Consider the following 17,803-nt stretch of genomic DNA (forward strand, 5'->3'; position numbering starts at 1 on the left):
AACCTCACCGCTGTTCCGGCGCGAGAAAACAGCAGTGAGGTTGCGCGCGGGGTGTCGGCCGCACCTGACGGTCGTCGCCGCGTCCGGAATCAGCGCTGAGGTTGCGCGCGGGATGTCGACCGCAACCTGACGGTCGTCATGGCGCCCGGAAACAGCAGTGAGGTTGCGCGCGGGTCGGCCGGCTCCCGCGGGTGAGCCCCGCCACCCGGTAATCCGGTTGTAACGCGGTCGGGCGGTCCGTTCACCGTCGCGAAACCTTCGGCGGCTCCCGGCGAAACACGGCACTCCGAGTATTTCCGTCACCTGCCGCACCACGAGCGGCGTAGACGGGAGGGAGTTCCGTGCCTGACACCGGCGATACCGCATGGATGCTCGCCAGCTCCGCGCTGGTGCTGCTCATGACACCAGGGCTGGCGTTCTTCTACGGCGGCATGGTCCGCAGCAAGAGCGTCCTGAACATGATGATGATGAGCGTCTCCTCGCTCGGCCTCGTCGGCGTGCTCTGGGTGCTCTACGGCTACTCCGTGGCGTTCGGCAACGACGTCGGCGGCGGCCTGCTGGGCAACCCGGCCCAGTTCGCGGGCCTGCAGGGCCTGTTCGGCGGGACGTACCTCGCCACGGACGGCGGGCCCGCGGTCGACATCCCGCTGGTCGGCACGATCCCCGCGACGGTGTTCGCCGCGTTCCAGGCGATGTTCGCGATCATCACGGTCGCACTGATCTCGGGTGCCGCCGCCGACCGGCTGCGGTTCGGTCCGTGGCTGGTCTTCGCGGGCCTGTGGGCGACGATCGTGTACTTCCCCGTCGCACACTGGGTGTTCTCCTTCGACGGCGGGACCGCGGAGACGGGCGGCTGGATCGCCAACTCGCTCAAGGCGGTCGACTTCGCCGGTGGTACCGCGGTCCACATCAACGCGGGTGCGGCGGCGCTGGCGCTGTGCCTGGTCCTGGGGAAGCGGCGTGGCTGGCCGAAGGAGCCGATGCGTCCCCACAACCTGACCCTGGTCATGCTCGGCGCCGGTCTGCTGTGGTTCGGCTGGTTCGGTTTCAACGCGGGGTCGGCGGTCGGTTCCAACGGTGTCGCCGGCATCACGTTCGTCAACACGCTGGTGGCGACGTCTGCGGCGATGCTCGCCTGGCTGCTGGTGGAGCGGCTGCGTGACGGCAAGCCGACGAGCCTGGGTGCGGCGTCGGGTGTGGTGGCCGGTCTGGTCGCGATCACGCCGTCGTGTTCGGCGGTCTCCCCGCTGGGCGCGATCGCGCTGGGCGCCATCGCCGGTGTGGTGTGTGCCCTGGCTGTGGGCCTGAAGTACCGCCTGGGCTTCGACGACTCGCTCGACGTCGTGGGCGTGCACCTGGTCGGCGGTCTCGTCGGCACGATCCTGGTCGGCTTCTTCGCCACCTCGTCGGCCCCCGCGGGTGTCGACGGCCTGTTCTACGGCGGCGGGCTGGACCAGCTGTGGCGCCAGGCGGTGGGCGGGTTCGCGGTGCTGGCGTTCAGCTTCGTCGTCAGCCTGGTCATCGCGTACGTCGTGAAGGCGGTCTTCGGTCTGCGGGTCAGCCCGGAGGCCGAGGTCCAGGGCATCGACGAGAGCGAGCACGCGGAGACCGGCTACGACTTCGCCGGCCTGCGTGGCGGCGGGGGCCTGGGCACCCCGCGGCCCGACGCCGCACCCGGTTCGGACACGACCGGCGTCCACGCGACCGCCGGCAAGGAGGGCTGAGGGCGATGAAGCTGGTCACGGCGATCATCAAGCCGTTCGTGCTGGAGGACGTGAAGGGCGCGCTGGAGCAGATCGGTGTGCTGGGCATGACGGTCAGCGAGGTCCAGGGCTACGGCCGGCAGAAGGGCCACACCGAGGTCTACCGCGGCGCGGAGTACTCGGTGGACTTCGTGCCGAAGGTCCGGGTGGAGGTCGTCGCCGACGACGCGCTGGCCGAGAAGGTCGTCGACGCGGTGATCGAGTCGGCCCGCACCGGCAAGATCGGTGACGGGAAGGTGTGGACGACGCCGGTCGAGTCGGTGGTCCGGGTCCGCACCGGCGAGCGCGGCACCGACGCGATCTGACAGGTGGGAACGTCCGGGGCCCGTCGCACACCGGTGCGGCGGGCCCCGGTCCGTCGGTGAGGGAGCGGGGATGCAGTTGGTGACGGCCGTGGTCAAGCCCTTCGCGCTCGACGACGTGCGGGCCGCGCTGGCAGCGTTGGGCGTGGAGTCGACGACGGTCGCGGAGGTGTCGGGGTTCGGGCGTCAGGGCGGCCACACCGAGGTGTACCGGGGTGCCGACTACCGGCTGGACTTCGTGCCGAAGGTCCGGGTGGACGTGGTCGTGGAGGACGCGATGGCGGAGCCCGTCGTCGAGGCGGTGGTCCGGGCCGCGCGGTCGGGCCGGATCGGCGACGGCAAGGTGTGGGTGTCGCGGTTGGCCTGGGCGCGCGGGCCGGACACCGCGGGGGCCGAGGACGTGGGGGCCGAGGACGTGGGGGGTGGTCGACGGTGACGGGACCGGCCTCGGCGCAGGACCTGGTCAAGGCCCGGGGGGTGTTGCTCGAACCGGTCGACGGCAGGCGGCGGCTCGCGCCGGAGGCGTTGCGGACCGCGCTGGTCGACCTGCACGACTTCTGGCTCGCCGGACGGGCGGCGGCCATCGGGATCGGCGGCACGGGATCGGGGATCGCGCTGGCCGCGGTCGGGGCCCTGGGGCGTCGTGAGCTGGCGCCGCACTCCGACCTCGACCTGGTGCTGCTGCACGAGGCACGTACCGACGTCGACCACCTGGCCGAGCAGATCTGGTACCCGCTGTGGGACGCCGGGATCGGGCTCGACCACTCGGTGCGCACTCCCGGCCAGGCGGTGCAGGTCGCGGCGACCGACCTGCGGGCCGCGTTCGGACTGCTGGAGCTGCGCCACATCGCGGGCGACGGCGAGCTGACCGACCGCGTCCACACCGCCGTCCGGACGGCGTGGCGCTCGGGCGTCCGCGGCCGGTTCGACGAGATCGCCGACGGCGCGGCCGACCGTTGGCGGCGCAACGGCGACGTCGCGCACCGGGTCGAACCGGACCTCAAGAACGGGCACGGCGGGCTGCGCGACGTCCAGCTGATCGACGCGCTCGCCGCGGCCCAGCTGCTCGACCGCCCGGCCGCCGACGTCGCCGCCGCGCGGATGCTCCTGCTCGACGTCCGCACCGAGCTGCACCGCCTCGCCGGCCGCGCCCGCGACGTGCTGCGCGCCCAGGACGCCGACGAGGCCGCCACCACCCTGGAGCTGGGCGACCGGTTCGAGCTGGCCAGGGCCCTGTCGGGGGCGGCGCGGGCGGTCGCGTTCGCCGCCGAGGTGGGGCTGCGCTCGGCGCGGGTGGCGTTGCCGCGCAGGGGATTGGCGGCGCTGCGCCGCCCGCCGGTGCGCCGCCCGCTCGACTCCGGCGTCGTCGAACACATGGGCGAGGTCGTCCTGGCCCGCGACGCGAGCGCGGCACGCGATCCCGCGCTCGTGCTGCGGGTCGCCGCGACCGCCGCACGGACCGGGCTGCCGGTGGCGGCCTCGACGCTGCACCGGCTGTCGGAGACCGCGCCGGAGCTCAAGGAGCCGTGGCCGCGCGACGCGCTCGGCGAGCTGTTGTCGTTGCTGGGCACCGGCCGCGGCATGATCGACGTCGTCGAGGCCATGGACCGGACCGGCCTGTGGGGGCGGCTGCTGCCCGAGTGGGGCGCGGTGCGCGACCTGCCGCCCCGCGACCGCGCCCATGTGTGGACGGTCGACCGGCACCTGGTCGAGACGTGCGCACAGTCCGCCCGGCTGACGACCCGCGTGGGCCGCCCCGACCTGCTGCTCGTCGGAGCGCTGCTGCACGACATCGGGAAGGGCCGCGGCGCCGACCACTCCGTCGTGGGCGCCGACCTGGCCCGGCAGATCGGGCACCGGCTCGGCTTCCCGGCCGCCGACGTCGACGTCCTCGGCGAGCTGGTCCGTCACCATCTCCTGTTGCCGCACACCGCGACCCGCCGCGACCTCGACGACCCGGCCACCGTCGAACGGGTCGTCGACACCCTCGGCGGCGCGGGTGGGCGGACGTCGGCACTGCTGCTCGACCTGCTCGCCGCCCTCGCCGAGGCCGACTCCCTCGCCACCGGACCCGGGGTGTGGAGCCCATGGAAGCAGCGGCTGATCGGCGACCTCGCGCGGCGGGCCCGGGCATTGATGGCGGGGGAGCCGCTGCCGCGGCCGACGGAACTGGGCGCCGAGGCCCGCGCGCTCGCCGCCGCCGTCCGTGCCGACGGGAAACCGCAGGTCAGCATCACCGGTGACCGGCCCGCCGCCGTCGCGGTCGCGATGCCCCACGCACCAGGCACGCTCGCCGCGGCCGCTGGGGTGCTCGCCCTGCACTCCCTGGAGGTCCACGCCGCGGAGATCCGTTCGGTGTCCGACGCGGCCGGCGACGTCGTCGTCCACGAGTTCACCGTGACGCCCCGGTTCGGTTCCATGCCCGATCCGGCGCTCGTGCGCAGCGACCTCGTCCGCGTCGTCGCGGGCTCGCTGTCGCTGCCGGAGGCGTTGGCGCGCAAGGAACGTGACTACGCGCCGGCACATCCCGACCCGGACGCCCCCGCGCCCCGGGTCCTGTGGTTCGACGACGAGGCCAGCGGCGGCGTCGTCCTGGAACTGCGCGGCACCGACCGGATCGGGCTGCTGCACCGGGTCGCGTCGGCGCTGGAACAGGAGTGCGGGCTGGGCCTGCGCTGGGCCCGGGTGTCGACGCTCGGCGCGTCCGTCGTCGACTCCTTCGGGGTGTCCGGGCCGGGCCCGGGTGGGGCCCTCGCCGCCGACCGGCGCGCCGCGGTGGAACATGCGGTGTTGACCGCCGCGGGCGCAGCCGCGGCCCGCCCCACCCCGGGAGAGCCGACATGATGCTCGTGACCGCGATCGTCAAACCCTTCGCGCTTGCCGACGTCCAGGCCCAGCTGGAGCGGCTCGGAGTCCTCGGGATGACGGTCTCGGAGGCGCAGGGTTTCGGCAGACAGAAGGGCCACACCGAGATCTACCGGGGTGCGGAGTACTCCGTCGACTTCGTCCCGAAGGTGCGCATCGAGGTCCTCGTCGAGGACGAGCACACCGACCGGGTCGTCGACGCGATCGTCGCCGGCGCGCGGACCGGGCGCATCGGCGACGGCAAGATCTGGACGACACGCGTCGACACCGTGGTGCGGGTGCGGACGGGGGAGCGCGGCCCCGACGCCCTGTGACCCCTGTGAGTGGCGATAGTCGCTATAGCGACTATCGCCACTCACGACCCGCGCGCACGATCCGCGGACGACCCGCGCGCGACCCGGCCCGGCCTGCGCCGGGCCGTCCGCGCGCTGGCCCGGCTGACCGGCCGCGGCCCGCACCTGCTCTGGGTCGACGCCCACCCCGCAGACGCGCTGCGCGGCCAGTACGCCCGCGGTCGCGCCGTCCGCACCGAGGCCTTCTCCCGCCACGTCGGGGACTCCGAAGGCCTGGCCGAACGGCTGCGCGGCGGCGCCGAGGACAGCGTCTGGACCTCGGTCCGTGTGGTCGACCGCGCCGACACGGCACGCGGCCTGCAGGTGGACACCACACCCGTCGCCGTCGCCAAGTAGGCTCGCAGGGGTGTTCGACACCCTCTCCGATCGCCTCGGCGCGGCACTGTCCGGTCTCCGCGGCAAGGGCCGGCTCTCCGAGGCCGACATCGACACCACCGCGCGCGAGATCCGCATCGCGCTGCTCGAGGCGGACGTCGCGCTGCCCGTGGTGCGAGCCTTCATCGCCCGGATCAAGGAGCGCGCGAAGGGCGCGGAGGTGTCCGAGGCGCTGAACCCGGCGCAACAGGTCGTCAAGATCGTCAACGAGGAGCTCATCTCGGTCCTCGGTGGCGAGACCCGGCGCATCGCGCTGGCCAAGGAGCCGCCGAGCGTCATCATGCTCGCGGGTCTGCAGGGCTCCGGTAAGACGACGCTCGCCGGCAAGCTCGCCCGCTGGCTCAAGGGCCAGGGCCACACCCCGCTGCTCGTCGCCTGCGACCTCCAGCGCCCCAACGCGGTCAACCAGCTCCAGATCGTCGGCGAGCGCGCCGGCGTCGTCACCTTCGCGCCCGAACCCGGCAACGGTGTGGGCGACCCGGTCGACGTCGCCCGCCGCGGCGTCGCGCACGCCTGCGACAAGATGTACGACATCGTCATCGTCGACACCGCGGGCCGCCTGGGTGTCGACGCCGAGCTGATGCAGCAAGCGTCCGACATCCGCGACGCCGTGCGGCCCGACGAGACCCTGTTCGTCGTCGACGCCATGATCGGCCAGGACGCCGTCACCACGGCCGAGGCGTTCCGTGACGGCGTCGGCTTCACCGGCGTCGTGCTCACCAAGCTCGACGGCGACGCCCGCGGTGGCGCGGCGCTGTCGGTCCGCGAGGTCACCGGCCAGCCGATCCTGTTCGCGTCCAACGGCGAGAAGCTCGAGGACTTCGACGTCTTCCACCCCGACCGGATGGCCTCGCGCATCCTCGGGATGGGCGACCTGCTGACCCTCATCGAGCAGGCCGAGCAGGTCTTCGACGCCGAGAAGGCCCAGGTCACCGCCGACAAGATCGGCAGCGGCGAGCTCACCCTCGAGGACTTCCTCGACCAGATGCTCGCCATCCGCAAGATGGGCCCCATCGGCAACATCCTGGGCATGCTCCCCGGCGCCAACTCGGCGCAGATGAAGGAAGCGCTCGCCCAGGTCGACGACAAGCAGCTCGACAAGCTGCAGGCCATCATCCGCGGCATGACCCCCGCCGAGCGCGACAACCCGAAGATCATCAACGGGTCGCGGCGGCTGCGCATCGCCAACGGCTCCGGCGTCCAGGTCAGCGACGTCAACGACCTGGTCAACCGCTTCTTCGAGGCGCGCAAGCAGATGAAGCAGATGGCGGGCCAGTTCGGCTTCGGCGGCGCGGCGGCCCGCCGGGTGTCGAAGACGCGCAAGGGCAAGAAGAACGCCAAGGGCCGCAAGGGCCCCACGCAGGCCCGCAAGCCCGCGGGGTTCCCCGACATGTCGCAGCTGCCGCCGAGCCTGCAGCAGCTGCCGCCCGGTTTCGGTGGCGGTCTCGACCAGCTGCCCCCCGGGTTCGACCCGTCGAAGCTGAACTTCGGCAAGAAGAAGCCGTGACCGCCGCGGCGGGGTACCGGCTCCGTGGCGTCCTGCTCCCCGACGGCGAGACCGCCGAGATCCACATCGACGGCGACGGTCGCATCGCCGCCGAGGGCAGCACCGGGGCGGAGACGCTCGTCGACGGCGGCTGGATCCTGCCTGGGCTCGTCGACGCACACTGCCACGTCGGGCTCGGTCCCGACGGTGGGGTCAGCCTCGACGAGGCCGCCGAGCAGGCCGTCACCGACCGCGACACCGGCACGCTGCTGATCCGCGACTGCGGCTCGCCCGTCGACACCACGCCGCTGCAGGCCCGCGACGACCTCCCCGAGATCATCCGCGCCGCCCGCCACCTCGCCCGCCCCAAGCGCTACATCTCCGGCATCTCCGTCGACCTCGACGACCCCGCCCTGCTGCCCGACGCCGTCGCCGAACAGGCCGCCGCCGGCGACGGCTGGGTCAAGCTCGTCGGCGACTGGATCGACCGCGCCGAGGGCGACCTCGCCCCCCTCTGGCCCGACGACGTCGTCGCCGAGGCCATCCGGGTCGCGCACGACGCGAGCGCCCGCGTCACCGCCCACGTCTTCGGCACCGACGCCCTGCCCGGGCTCATCGGCGCCGGCATCGACTGCATCGAACACGGCACCGGCCTCACCGACGAGCTCATCGACGAGATGGCCCGCCGCGGCACGGCCCTGGTCCCGACGCTGATCAACGTCGACACCTTCCCGGAGATCGCCGACCGCGCCACCCGCTACCCGACCTACGCCGCCCACATGCGGGACCTGCACCGCACCGCCGGCGACGTCGTGCGCCGGGCCGCCGAGGCCGGGGTCGCGATCTTCGCAGGGACCGACGCGGGCGGCGGCATCCGGCACGGACGCATCGCCGACGAGATCACCGCCCTCGCCGCCGCCGGGCACCCCGACCCCCTCGGCGCCGCGTCCTGGGCCGCGCGGGAGTGGCTCGGCCGCCCCGGGCTCAACCCCGGCGCGTCCGCTGACCTGGTCGTCTACCGCGACGACCCGCATGCCGACCTCACCGCCCTGCGTGAACCGGTCCTGATCGTGCTGCGCGGCCGCGTCGTCCACGCCGCGGCGTAGGAGCGCGCAGACAGCTCGGACCCACTGCGCGACGCCCAGCCAGCTACGTCGACACAACCGTCGATGCGACCCCGGTGTCGCCGACACCACCTGGACGCCGCCCGCCACGGCCGGAGCTGCAGGACACCCTCCCGACCGTTCCCCCGGCCGGGGGAGCGCTCCGCCGATCGTGGGCGCCCGGCAGCCCCGGGGGCCCCGACGCAGGTAGCGTCGAGTCGTGCGATCACCGGACGGCGAGCCCCGGCCCGTACCCGAACTCCCCGGGCCGCTCACGGTCGGCTCCTCTGCGACCTCCGAGCCCCCGCTCGCCGAGGCAGCTCCCGCGGCCGTGTCCGCGGCCGACGGTGCGCCGGTCGATCCCGGCGCGACCGACGGTTCCGGAGCGAAGGAGACGGCGCCGGAGCCCGTGGCCGAGCAGCCTCCTGCGCCGCCGTCCGCGCCCCCGTCCGCGCTCCCGCCGTCCGCGTCCCCGCCGTCCGCGTCCCCGCCGTCCACGGGGCAGCCGCCGTATGCGGGGCAGTCGCCGTATGCGGGGCCGCCGTTGCCGGGCCCCTACGCCTCCGGTCCGTACCCGGGGCCGCCGTACCCGGGCCCGCCGTACGCCGGGCCGTCGTATCCCGGGCCGTCGTATCCCGGGCCGACGTATCCCGCCCCGTCGTATCCCGGCTCCGGTCCGAGCGTCCCGGCCGGGGCCTGGCCGCCCGGGCCGGACGGTCTTCCGCGCGTCGGACCCGGCGTCATCGGACCTCCGCCGCTCCCGATGGGCGCACCGCCCGTCGGGACCCCCGAACCCCGTCAGCCCCATCGCTGGGGGTTCCCTGCCTACCTGCTGGTCGAAGGCGTCTTCCTCGGCGTCTCCGCCCTGCTCGGCTGGCTGCTCGTCCGAGGCTCGGCGCCGGGCGTCTGGACCGTCGCGGTCCTGCTCGGCCTCCCGACCCTCTGCGCGGCGACGGTCGCGATCGTCATCACGATCGTCCGCGGCAACGGCCCCGCCATCGACCTCGGGTTGCGCTTCTCCTGGCGCGACGTCGGCCTCGGCGTGGCCTTCGGCGTCGGCGGGCTCGTCCTCAGCATCCCCGCGGCGCTCATCTACATGGCGATCATCGGGCCTGAGAACGCCAGCTCCGCCGTCGGCGACGTCTTCGAGAACCTCACCGCGGGCCCTGCCCAGGCGTTCCTCGTGTTCGCGCTGGTCGCGCTCGTCGCGCCCTTCTGCGAGGAGGTCGTCTACCGCGGCCTGCTGTGGGGCGCGATGGAGAAGCACGGCGCCAACCGGTGGGTCGCCTTCGCGTTGACGACGATCATCTTCGCCCTCGCCCACTTCGAGTTCACCCGCACGCCGCTGCTGCTGATCGTCGCGATCCCGATCGGCCTGGCGCGCGCGCTGACGGGCAACCTGACGGCCAGTATCGTCGCCCACCAGATCAACAACCTGCTCCCCGCGGTGGCACTGGCGCTGTCGCTGACGGGTGCGCTGCCGGGAGCGGTCTGACCCGGGCGTACCTGTCGGGTGACGCGTCTGGCAGAATGGCCGATCGGTCCCGTGGTCGGCCCCTCTCACCGTGCCGCGACCGCAGACGTCGAGTGACGCGCAGCCCGCAACCCCACGCGAGCAGCGCCGACTCATCGCAGCAGCACCGATCCGCGAGGAGCAGTTGGAAGCGTGGCCGTCAAGATCAAGCTGATGAGGCTGGGCAAGATCCGTCAGCCGTACTACCGCGTCGTCGTCGCCGATGCCCGTACCCGGCGCAGCGGACGGGCGATCGAGACGATCGGCAAGTACCACCCCAAGAACGACCCGAGCCTGATCGAGATCGACTCGGAGCGCGCGCAGTACTGGCTGGATGTCGGCGCGCAGCCGACCGAGTCGGTGCAGCACCTGCTCGAGATCACGGGCGACTGGCAGAAGTTCAAGGGCCTCCCCGGCACCGAGGGCACCCTCAAGCCGCAGCCCGAGAAGGTCGACAAGCTCGCCCGGTTCCAGGCCGCCCTCGCGGCCGCCGGCGAGGAGCCGACCACCGAGGCCACCACGCCGAAGAAGAAGGCCGACAAGCGCCCGAAGGCCGAGGAGGCCGACGCGGCCGAGGCTGAGTCGACCGAGTCGTGAGCGTCCTGGCCGACGCTCTCGAGCACCTGGTCCGCGGCATCGTCGATCATCCGGACGACGTGCGGGTCGACCTGGTGACCAACCGCCGTGGCCGGACCCTCGAGGTGCGCGTGCACCCCGAGGACCTCGGGAAGGTGATCGGCCGCGGCGGACGCACCGCGACCGCACTGCGCACCGTCATGGGCGGCATCGGCGGCCGGGGCGTGCGGGTCGATGTCGTCGACACCGACAGGTAGCACCGCGCCGGGGCCGGCCCGTCTGCTGGTCGGTGTCGTCGTGCGGCCGCACGGACTTCGTGGCGAGCTCGTCGTCGAGGTGCGGACCGACTCCCCCGAGGAGCGGTTCGCCCCCGGCGCCGAGCTCGTCGCGCTTCCCGGGGCCCGCCCGACGGGTTCGCCCGTACCGCCGACGCTGACCGTCGTGTCCTCGCGTCCGCACTCCGGGCGCCTGCTCGTGACGTTCGCCCAGGCCGCGGACCGCGACGCCGCCGAGACCCTGCGCGGGATCCGGCTGCTCGTCGACGCGGCCGATCTCCCGCCCACCGGCGACCCCGACGAGTTCCACGCCCACCAGCTCGAAGGCCTTCGGGCCGAGCTGGAGGACGGGACGGTCGTCGGGACGGTCAAGGAGATCGCCCACGGGCCGGGCGGGGAGTTGCTGGTGCTCACCCGCCCCGACCTGCCCGAGGCGCTGGTCCCGTTCGTCACCGCTATCGTGCCCGTCGTCGACCTCGACGCCGGGCGGGTCGTGCTCGACCCGCCCGAGGGCCTGTTCGACCCCTGACCCGCGCACGACTGACCCGCGCACGACGAAGGGCCCGCCGGACTCCGGCGGGCCCTTCGCCGTCTTGCGGGGTCCGCCCCGCACGCGCGGCCGCGACCGCAGCGCTGTTCCCGGGCGCGGGGACAGCGCTGCGGTTGCGTGCCATGGGTCGCGCGCAACCTGGCTGTCGTCGGTGGGCGTTTCGGGAACGCTGGGGTTGCGTGCCATGGGTCGCGCGCAACCTGGCTGTCGTCGGCGGGCGTATCGGGAACGCTGACGTTGCGCGCGCCCGGCCGGCTCCGCGGCCGGGCGCGGCCGGGCGGCTCCGCGGCCGCCGACGCGGGCACTGCGGACCACCGCGCGCAACCTCACTGCTGTTTTCCGGCGCCGGGACAGCAGTGAGGTTGCGCGCGGTTTTTCGGCTCGGCCGCGGCACGCCTCCCGTCGTCAACTCAGGTTGACGCCACCCTCTCGTCAACGTAAGTTGACGGACATGACGGATGCGACGAGTGTCGCGGCGGCGGCGTCCAGCCGGGACCCGGCCGTCGGGTTGGTGGCGGTGGCCTCCCTGCGGGGGCTGCTCGACTCACTGGAGGAGCTGCAGGTGCGCAATGCGCGCGACCAGGGCTGGTCGTGGCAGCAGATCGCGGAGGTGTTGCAGGTCAGCAAGCAGGCGGTGCACAAGAAGTACCGCCGCTACGGCTACTGAGGGGACGGCCATGTTCGAACGGTTCACCACCGGTGCGCGACGAGCTGTCGTCACCGCGCAGGAGGAGGCCCGCGACCGGCGGGCGAGCGCGATCCGGACCGAGCACCTGTTGCTCGGGCTCTACTCCGTGCCCGACTCGCTCGCGCTGCGGCTGCTCGCCGAGCGGGGGATCGACCGCGCGGAGATCGTCGCCGACGTGGACGCGCTCGGCGTCGACCTCACCGGCGAGCCCAGCGCCGAGGCCCTCGCGACGTTGGGGATCGACCTCGACGAGGTCCGTCGCCAGGCCGAGGAGGCGTTCGGGCCGGGGGCGCTGGAGCGGACGCGGGCAGGTCGCAGGCAGCGGGAACGCCGCGGCGGGCACATGGCGTTCCACGCGACCGCGAAGAAGGCGATGGAGCTGTCGCTGCGGGAGGCGTTGCGGCTCAAGCACGGCCACATCGGCACCGAGCACCTGCTGCTCGCGCTGCTGCACCCGGGCATGGGCGCCGGGCACGACGTCCTCGCCCGCCGCGGGATCACCCTCGACGACATGCGGGTGGCCGTCGCGGGTGCGGGGGCCGGGGAGGCGAGCGGCTGAGGTGGTCCCGGGGTCATTCGTCGAGCGTCTCGTCGCGGCCGGTCGCGGTGCTGCGCACGCCCGCGAGCTCGGCGACGTCACCCGCGAGCGCGGTGACGTCGCCACGGCCCTCGAGGTCGAGGGTGACGGCCGCGATCCGCTGGCCGTCGGCGGCGATCGTCTCGCGGTCGATCGCCAGGCCCTGCACGGTGAAGCCGCGTTCGGTGCAGACGGTGAGCACCGCGCGCAGGACGCCGCGACCGTCGGCGTAGCTCAGGCGCAGGGTCGGTGGCTCGCCGCGCCAGCGGTGGCTCACCCGGGCCAGCGGTGGGAAGCCGCGGGTGACGAGGAAGTGCCCGAGGGTCGCGACGACCGCGAGCACGGGTAGACCTGCCCCGCACGCCATGCCGACGGCAGCGGCCAGCCACACGGTCGCCGCCGTCGTCAGGCCGCGGACGGAGTCCTTGCGCACGAAGATGAGGCCGCCGCCGATGAACCCGATCCCGGAGACGACCTGTGCGGCGATCCGCGACGGGTCGAGCGAGACGTGGTCGTTGCCGAGCAGGTCGAAGAAGCCGTACTTCGACACCAGCATGAACACCGCCGAGCCCACGCCCACCAGCGTGTGGGTGCGCAGGCCCGCGCTCTTGGCCCCGGCCTCGCGTTCGAGGCCGATGGCCGTCGTCAGCGCCATGGCGAGAGCGACGGGCAGCACCATCTCCCACTGGTCGCCGCCCGACCAGAACGCGGACACGGCTCCTCCTCGGCTCGTCCGCCGACGCGGATGCGAGGATCCCGCCGGTGCGGATCGACGTCGTCACCATCTTCCCCGGCTACCTTGCGCCTCTCCGGGAGGCGCTGCTCGGTCGGGCGATCGGGTCCGGCCTGCTCGACGTCGCCGTCCACGACCTGCGCGACTGGACCCACGACGTCCACCAGGCCGTCGACGACTCGCCCTACGGCGGCGGTCCCGGCATGGTGATGCGCCCACAGGTGTGGGGCGACGCCCTCGACGCGGTCCTCGCCGCCGACGAGCGCCCGGCGCGGCTCGTCGTCCCGACACCGGCGGGGCGGCCCTTCACGCAGGCCGACGCGCACGCCTACGCCGCCGAGGAGCGCCTGGTGTTCGCCTGTGGCCGTTACGAGGGGATCGACCAGCGCGTCGTCGACCACTACGCGGACGCGTTACCCGTCGACGAGATCAGCATCGGCGACTACGTGCTGGTCGGGGGAGAGGTGGCGGTGCTCGTCGTCGTCGAGGCGGTGGCGCGGCTGCTGCCCGGCGTGCTGGGCAACCCGCGGTCCGCGGCCGAGGACTCGTTCTCCGACGGGCTGCTCGAAGGCCCCTCCTACACCCGGCCGGAGGTGTGGCGCGACCGCCCGGTCCCCGACGTGCTGCGCAGCGGCAACCACGGGGCCATCGCCCGCTGGCGGCGCGACCGCGCGCTGGAACGCACCGTCGCGCGGCGCCCCGACCTGCTCGCGGCGCTGCCCCCCGACGCCCTGGACAAGAAGGACCGCGCGCTGCTGGAGGCGTTGGCGCCCACGCCGTCGGAGCCTTCCGACGGCGGCTGACGGCCACCGGTGTCACCCCCGCGAAGGACGTCTGGCACTATGGATGAGTTGCCAGCTCCCGACACGTGCGTCGGGACAGCCCCGGCGCCAAGCCCAGTCGCGTGGAGCGGCGCCCCTGCATGACCGCAATCAGACGAGGACGGACCTGCGCGATGAACACCCTTGACGAACTGGACGCACAGAACCTGCGTTCCGACATCCCCGCCTTCCGGCCGGGCGACACGCTCAAGGTGCACGTGAAGGTCATCGAGGGCTCGCGCTCCCGTGTGCAGCTCTTCCAGGGTGTCGTCATCCGCCGTCACGGCGAGGGCGCCCGCGAGACCTTCACCGTCCGCAAGGTCTCCTTCGGCGTCGGTGTCGAGCGGACGTTCCCCGTGCACTCGCCGAACATCGACCGCATCGAGGTCTTCACCCGAGGGGATGTCCGCCGGGCGAAGCTGTACTACCTCCGTGATCTTCGCGGCAAGGCCGCCAAGATCAAGGAGAAGCGGGAGACCCCGACCGCGTCGTGAGCTCACCCGGCGGTGGACACGACCTCACCCTCAGGTGATCAGGCGGTGACGTAGCCTCGTGAGCGTGGCGCTTCCCGAGCTCCCCGACGACCGGCGGGCCCAGCCCCGACGGTACGGACCGGCGAACCCGGCGCCTCCTCCTCCCGGTGAGGGCCGTGTGCCCGCCGACGAGCGGTGGGCGCCGAACGGTGGTCCCGACGCCGGTGTCGCGGGGGGACCCGGTCGCCACGCCCCACGGCAGGCTCCCGGTCGTACCCCCGACGAGTGGGCCCCCGAGGCCGCGCCCCGGCACGGCCAGAACGGTCGCCCGGACAACCCCGGCCGGTCTCCTCAGGGGTACGACGGCCGCGCCTCGGCGCGCCGTGGTCCCGGCCACGGCAGCCCCGGAGCCGACGCCCCCGGATACGACGCCCGCGGTGCCGAGGTCCGGAACGTCGACGCCTCCGGTGGCGACGACCTCGACCGCACGATGCCGCAGCGTCCCACGGGCCCACCCCCCACAGGTCCGCGCAGGCAGCCTCCCGGCGACCCGCGCCGCAACGGCCGGGCCGACCGGCCCGCCGCTGCCCGCCCGCCGGCGCACGACCGCGTCGTCCCCGACGACGTCCTCGCAGGCCCCGGCGACGCAGCGCTCGACGAGACCGTCGACCTCGGCCGCGCTCCCCGCGCCCTGCGCCGCGACGAGCCGCTCCGCGAGGACCGGCCCCGGCGTTCGGCCCGTGAGCAGCGGCCGACCGGTGAGCGGCGCGTCCGCGACACGACCGACGGCGTCTCCGACAGCCTCGAGACCGGCGCCGTCCCCGGACGCCACCGTCGACGTGCGGGGGAGTCCCCCGAGGGGCGGCCCGCGTCGTCGTACTCGGGCGACACGAAGCCGGGCGGGGGCAAGCAGAAGTCGGGCCGGCGCCGCAAGACGTCGTTCTGGAAGGAGCTTCCGCTCCTCATCGTCGTCGCGCTGCTGCTGACGTTCCTGATCCAGACGTTCCTGGCCAAGGTCTACGTCATCCCGTCCGGTTCGATGGAGCAGACGCTGCACGGCTGCACCGGCTGCAACAACGACCGCGTGCTCGTCGACAAGATCACCTACCGGTTCTCCGACCCGACCCCCGGCGACGTCGTCGTGTTCCGCGGCCCCGACAGCTGGGGCACCGAGCAGGTCAGCGTGCCCAGCAGCGCGCTCGCCCGCGGGCTGCAGCAGGTCGGGTCGCTGATCGGCCTCGCCCCGCCCGACGAGAAGGACTTCGTCAAGCGGGTCATCGCCGTCGGCGGGCAGACGGTCGCGTGCTGCGACTCCCGCAACCGCGTCATGGTCAACGGGAAACCGCTCGACGAGCCCTACATCTACTACCTTCCCGAGGCCGGACCTGCACGTCAGGTGCCGTTCGGGCCGGTCACGGTCCCGCAGGGCGAGCTCTGGATGATGGGCGACAGCCGCAACAACTCCTCGGACTCCCGCGCCGCCGGCCACGGCCCCGTCCCGGTGGAGAACGTCATCGGCAAGGCGCGGCTCAAGGTCCTGCCGTTCGACCGTTTCGGCATCATCCACGCGCCCGACCCGCAGTCGGCCGAACCCGTCGGCATGGGCGGCCCCGAGGGCCCGCCGCTGGCGCTCGGCCTGCTCGGGACGTTGCCGCTGGCGATCGACCGCCGACGGCGCTCCCGGTCCTCCGGCGTCGACGACATCGACGACTTCCTGCCGTCGCCCCGACGCCGCCTGCCGCGGCCGTGGCGTCGCTGACGTGGCGGCCCCCCTCCGCCGACGCCGCCGATACGTCCCGCAGTCGCTGACGGCCGACGGCTGGCGTCCCGAGCGCGCGATCGTCCGGCGCTCCGCGGGTACCTGGACGTTGCAGAGCACCCTGCAGCGGCACGGTCTCGGACCCGTCGCGGGTGTCGACGAGGCCGGTCGCGGCGCCTGCGCGGGGCCGCTCGTCGTCGCGGCGTGCGTGCTGCGCCCCGCCGACGCCGCCCGGTTCGAGGGCCTCACCGACTCGAAGCTCCTCACGGCCGCGGTCCGTGAGGAGTTCTTCGCGCTCATCACCCGGCGCGCCGCCGACCACTGCATCGTCGTCGTCCCGCCGGCCGAGGTCGACCGGCGCGGCGTGCACGTCGCCAACATCGAGGGGATGCGCCGGGCGGTGGCGGGGCTGTCGCAGCGGCCCGGTTACGTCCTCACCGACGGTTTCCCGGTCCGCGGGTTCGGCGCGCCCGCGCTCGCGGTGCCCAAGGGCGATCTCGTCGCGGCGTGCGTCGCGGCGGCGTCGGTGCTCGCGAAGGTGACCAGGGACCGGATCATGGTGGAGCTCGACGGACGGCTCCCGCAGTACGGGTTCGCCCTGCACAAGGGCTACTGCACCCCGGTGCACGACGCCGCGCTCACCACGCACGGACCCAGCGCGGAACACCGCTTCTCGTTCGTGAACGTCGCGGGAGCGGCCGCCGCTGCAGGGGCCGAACAGGTATTGGTCCACAATGGGTCCGGTACGTCATCGGAACACCCGGTGATGGCCGCAGGAGGAGGAGTCGGGTCGTGAGCGCCGAGGATCTCGAGAAGTACGAGACCGAGATGGAGCTCACCCTCTACAAGGAGTACCGCGACATCGTCGCCCAGTTCTCCTACGTCGTGGAGACCGAGCGCCGCTTCTACCTGGCCAACTCGGTCGACGTCGCGCCTCGCAACGCCGACGGCGAGATCTACTTCGAGGTCCGGATGTCCGACGCGTGGGTGTGGGACATGTACCGGCCGGCGCGGTTCGTGAAGAACGTGCGGGTGCTGACGTTCAAGGACGTCAACATCGAGGAGCTCGACAAGCCCGACCTGCGGCTGCCCGACGACGGACCGTTCGGCTCCTGACGCGGGCCGGTCCCGCCGCCTGTTCGGCGACGGGGTCGGGTTCCGCAGTCCGGGTCAGGCGCGCACCGAGCGGTCTTCGCGGGTGCCCGGTTCGTGGCCGCGCCGCGAGGTCAGCTCGGCCCGGAGCGCCACCATCACGGCGATCATGATCAGGACCTCGCTGATGTGGGCGACGTACGCGTAGGTGCCCAGGCGAGCGTGCCGACGACCATCGCCAGTAACAGCCCGACCCTCAGCGCGGAGCACTGGCCGTAGACCCGGTGCCGCTCGGGGTCTCCTCGGCCCCCTGCGGGTCAGGCGGGCCGCCGGCGACGCCGACGACGTCGCTCGGCCCGATGCTCGCGGCCGGCAGGCCACTCGGCGGCCGTGTCGGGGCGGGAGAAGCCGCCCACGGCCAGGTCGACCGCGGCGTAGCTGATCGCCGCCGTGACGCGGCCACCGCGACGACGTCGTGCCTGCGTCGGCCCGCCCGCCC

General features: G+C 73.5%; 21 protein-coding genes. 19 read left to right on the top strand and 2 right to left on the bottom strand.

Features of this window, described 5'->3' with window-relative positions; genetic code table 11:
- The first annotated feature begins 341 nt into the window (after positions 1-341).
- The 14 genes from PSU4_RS28105 to PSU4_RS28175 all read left to right on the top strand — a co-directional run bounded on the left by PSU4_RS28105 (position 342) and on the right by PSU4_RS28175 (position 12,408).
- Positions 342-1,724 (top strand): ammonium transporter, encoded by a 1,383-nt coding sequence (locus tag PSU4_RS28105; RefSeq protein ID WP_281290750.1) that lies wholly within the window; start codon positions 342-344, stop codon positions 1,722-1,724.
- A 5-nt stretch (positions 1,725-1,729) separates the two neighbouring features.
- Positions 1,730-2,068 (top strand): P-II family nitrogen regulator, encoded by a 339-nt coding sequence (locus tag PSU4_RS28110; RefSeq protein ID WP_098956398.1) that lies wholly within the window; start codon positions 1,730-1,732, stop codon positions 2,066-2,068.
- Between the two features lie 70 nt (positions 2,069-2,138).
- Positions 2,139-2,501, top strand: coding sequence for a P-II family nitrogen regulator (locus PSU4_RS28115; RefSeq protein WP_147115078.1), 363 nt, complete (start codon positions 2,139-2,141; stop codon positions 2,499-2,501).
- Entirely contained in the window at positions 2,498-4,909 is a 2,412-nt protein-coding gene (locus PSU4_RS28120) for a [protein-PII] uridylyltransferase (RefSeq protein WP_186817229.1), read from the top strand. The genes PSU4_RS28115 and PSU4_RS28120 overlap by 4 nt, the downstream gene beginning before the upstream one ends.
- A complete protein-coding gene (locus PSU4_RS28125) occupies positions 4,906-5,244 on the top strand; it encodes a P-II family nitrogen regulator (protein ID WP_147115083.1) in 339 nt (112 codons plus the stop codon). The genes PSU4_RS28120 and PSU4_RS28125 overlap by 4 nt, the downstream gene beginning before the upstream one ends.
- A 9-nt stretch (positions 5,245-5,253) precedes the next feature.
- Positions 5,254-5,619: a hypothetical protein gene (locus tag PSU4_RS28130; protein WP_147115086.1), complete on the top strand. Its 366-nt coding sequence runs from the start codon at positions 5,254-5,256 to the stop codon at positions 5,617-5,619.
- 10 nt (positions 5,620-5,629) lie between these two features.
- Positions 5,630-7,165, top strand: a complete 1,536-nt coding sequence (gene ffh / locus PSU4_RS28135; RefSeq protein WP_147115088.1) for a signal recognition particle protein — start codon at positions 5,630-5,632, stop codon at positions 7,163-7,165.
- The gene (locus PSU4_RS28140; RefSeq protein ID WP_147115091.1) at positions 7,162-8,250 is read left to right on the top strand and encodes an amidohydrolase family protein; all 1,089 of its coding nucleotides are present in this window, start codon (positions 7,162-7,164) and stop codon (positions 8,248-8,250) included. Before ffh ends, PSU4_RS28140 begins: the two co-directional genes overlap by 4 nt.
- A 760-nt stretch (positions 8,251-9,010) precedes the next feature.
- The gene (locus PSU4_RS28150; protein WP_147115096.1) at positions 9,011-9,742 is read left to right on the top strand and encodes a CPBP family intramembrane glutamic endopeptidase; all 732 of its coding nucleotides are present in this window, start codon (positions 9,011-9,013) and stop codon (positions 9,740-9,742) included.
- Between the two features lie 171 nt (positions 9,743-9,913).
- Positions 9,914-10,357, top strand: coding sequence for a 30S ribosomal protein S16 (rpsP, locus tag PSU4_RS28155; protein WP_147115098.1), 444 nt, complete (start codon positions 9,914-9,916; stop codon positions 10,355-10,357).
- Positions 10,354-10,593 carry an RNA-binding protein gene (locus PSU4_RS28160; RefSeq protein ID WP_013676804.1) on the top strand — a complete coding sequence of 80 codons (240 nt, stop codon included), beginning with the start codon at positions 10,354-10,356 and terminating at the stop codon, positions 10,591-10,593. The genes rpsP and PSU4_RS28160 overlap by 4 nt, the downstream gene beginning before the upstream one ends.
- Positions 10,571-11,140 (top strand): ribosome maturation factor RimM, encoded by a 570-nt coding sequence (gene rimM, locus PSU4_RS28165; RefSeq protein WP_147115101.1) that lies wholly within the window; start codon positions 10,571-10,573, stop codon positions 11,138-11,140. Before PSU4_RS28160 ends, rimM begins: the two co-directional genes overlap by 23 nt.
- Before the next feature lie 472 nt (positions 11,141-11,612).
- Positions 11,613-11,828: a helix-turn-helix domain-containing protein gene (locus PSU4_RS28170; protein ID WP_147115104.1), complete on the top strand. Its 216-nt coding sequence runs from the start codon at positions 11,613-11,615 to the stop codon at positions 11,826-11,828.
- 10 nt (positions 11,829-11,838) lie between these two features.
- Positions 11,839-12,408, top strand: coding sequence for a Clp protease N-terminal domain-containing protein (locus PSU4_RS28175; RefSeq protein ID WP_147115106.1), 570 nt, complete (start codon positions 11,839-11,841; stop codon positions 12,406-12,408).
- Positions 12,409-12,421: 13 nt separating this feature from the next.
- Here the strand turns inward: PSU4_RS28175 and PSU4_RS28180 are convergent, their stop codons facing one another.
- Positions 12,422-13,141, bottom strand: coding sequence for an MgtC/SapB family protein (locus PSU4_RS28180; protein WP_147115109.1), 720 nt, complete (start codon positions 13,139-13,141; stop codon positions 12,422-12,424).
- Between the two features lie 47 nt (positions 13,142-13,188).
- Between PSU4_RS28180 and trmD the strand changes: the two genes are divergently transcribed.
- The 5 genes from trmD (at position 13,189) to PSU4_RS28205 (ending at position 17,328) form a co-directional block, all read left to right on the top strand.
- The gene (trmD, locus tag PSU4_RS28185; protein WP_147115112.1) at positions 13,189-13,962 is read left to right on the top strand and encodes a tRNA (guanosine(37)-N1)-methyltransferase TrmD; all 774 of its coding nucleotides are present in this window, start codon (positions 13,189-13,191) and stop codon (positions 13,960-13,962) included.
- Positions 13,963-14,114: 152 nt separating this feature from the next.
- Positions 14,115-14,474, top strand: coding sequence for a 50S ribosomal protein L19 (gene rplS, locus PSU4_RS28190; RefSeq protein ID WP_147115115.1), 360 nt, complete (start codon positions 14,115-14,117; stop codon positions 14,472-14,474).
- A gap of 64 nt (positions 14,475-14,538) precedes the next feature.
- Positions 14,539-16,212, top strand: coding sequence for a signal peptidase I (lepB, locus tag PSU4_RS28195; RefSeq protein WP_307724807.1), 1,674 nt, complete (start codon positions 14,539-14,541; stop codon positions 16,210-16,212).
- A 46-nt stretch (positions 16,213-16,258) separates the two neighbouring features.
- Positions 16,259-17,008 carry a ribonuclease HII gene (locus tag PSU4_RS28200; RefSeq protein WP_186817230.1) on the top strand — a complete coding sequence of 250 codons (750 nt, stop codon included), beginning with the start codon at positions 16,259-16,261 and terminating at the stop codon, positions 17,006-17,008.
- Positions 17,005-17,328 carry a DUF2469 domain-containing protein gene (locus tag PSU4_RS28205; RefSeq protein WP_013676795.1) on the top strand — a complete coding sequence of 108 codons (324 nt, stop codon included), beginning with the start codon at positions 17,005-17,007 and terminating at the stop codon, positions 17,326-17,328. Before PSU4_RS28200 ends, PSU4_RS28205 begins: the two co-directional genes overlap by 4 nt.
- A gap of 293 nt (positions 17,329-17,621) precedes the next feature.
- On the opposite strand, the gene PSU4_RS32040 is transcribed toward PSU4_RS28205, so the two are convergent.
- The coding region (locus PSU4_RS32040; RefSeq protein WP_222596423.1) for a hypothetical protein at positions 17,622-17,803 on the bottom strand (182 nt) is incomplete at its 5' end.

It is taken from the genome of Pseudonocardia sulfidoxydans NBRC 16205 (assembly GCF_007989085.1).
Taxonomy (GTDB): Bacteria; Actinomycetota; Actinomycetes; order Mycobacteriales; family Pseudonocardiaceae; genus Pseudonocardia; species Pseudonocardia sulfidoxydans.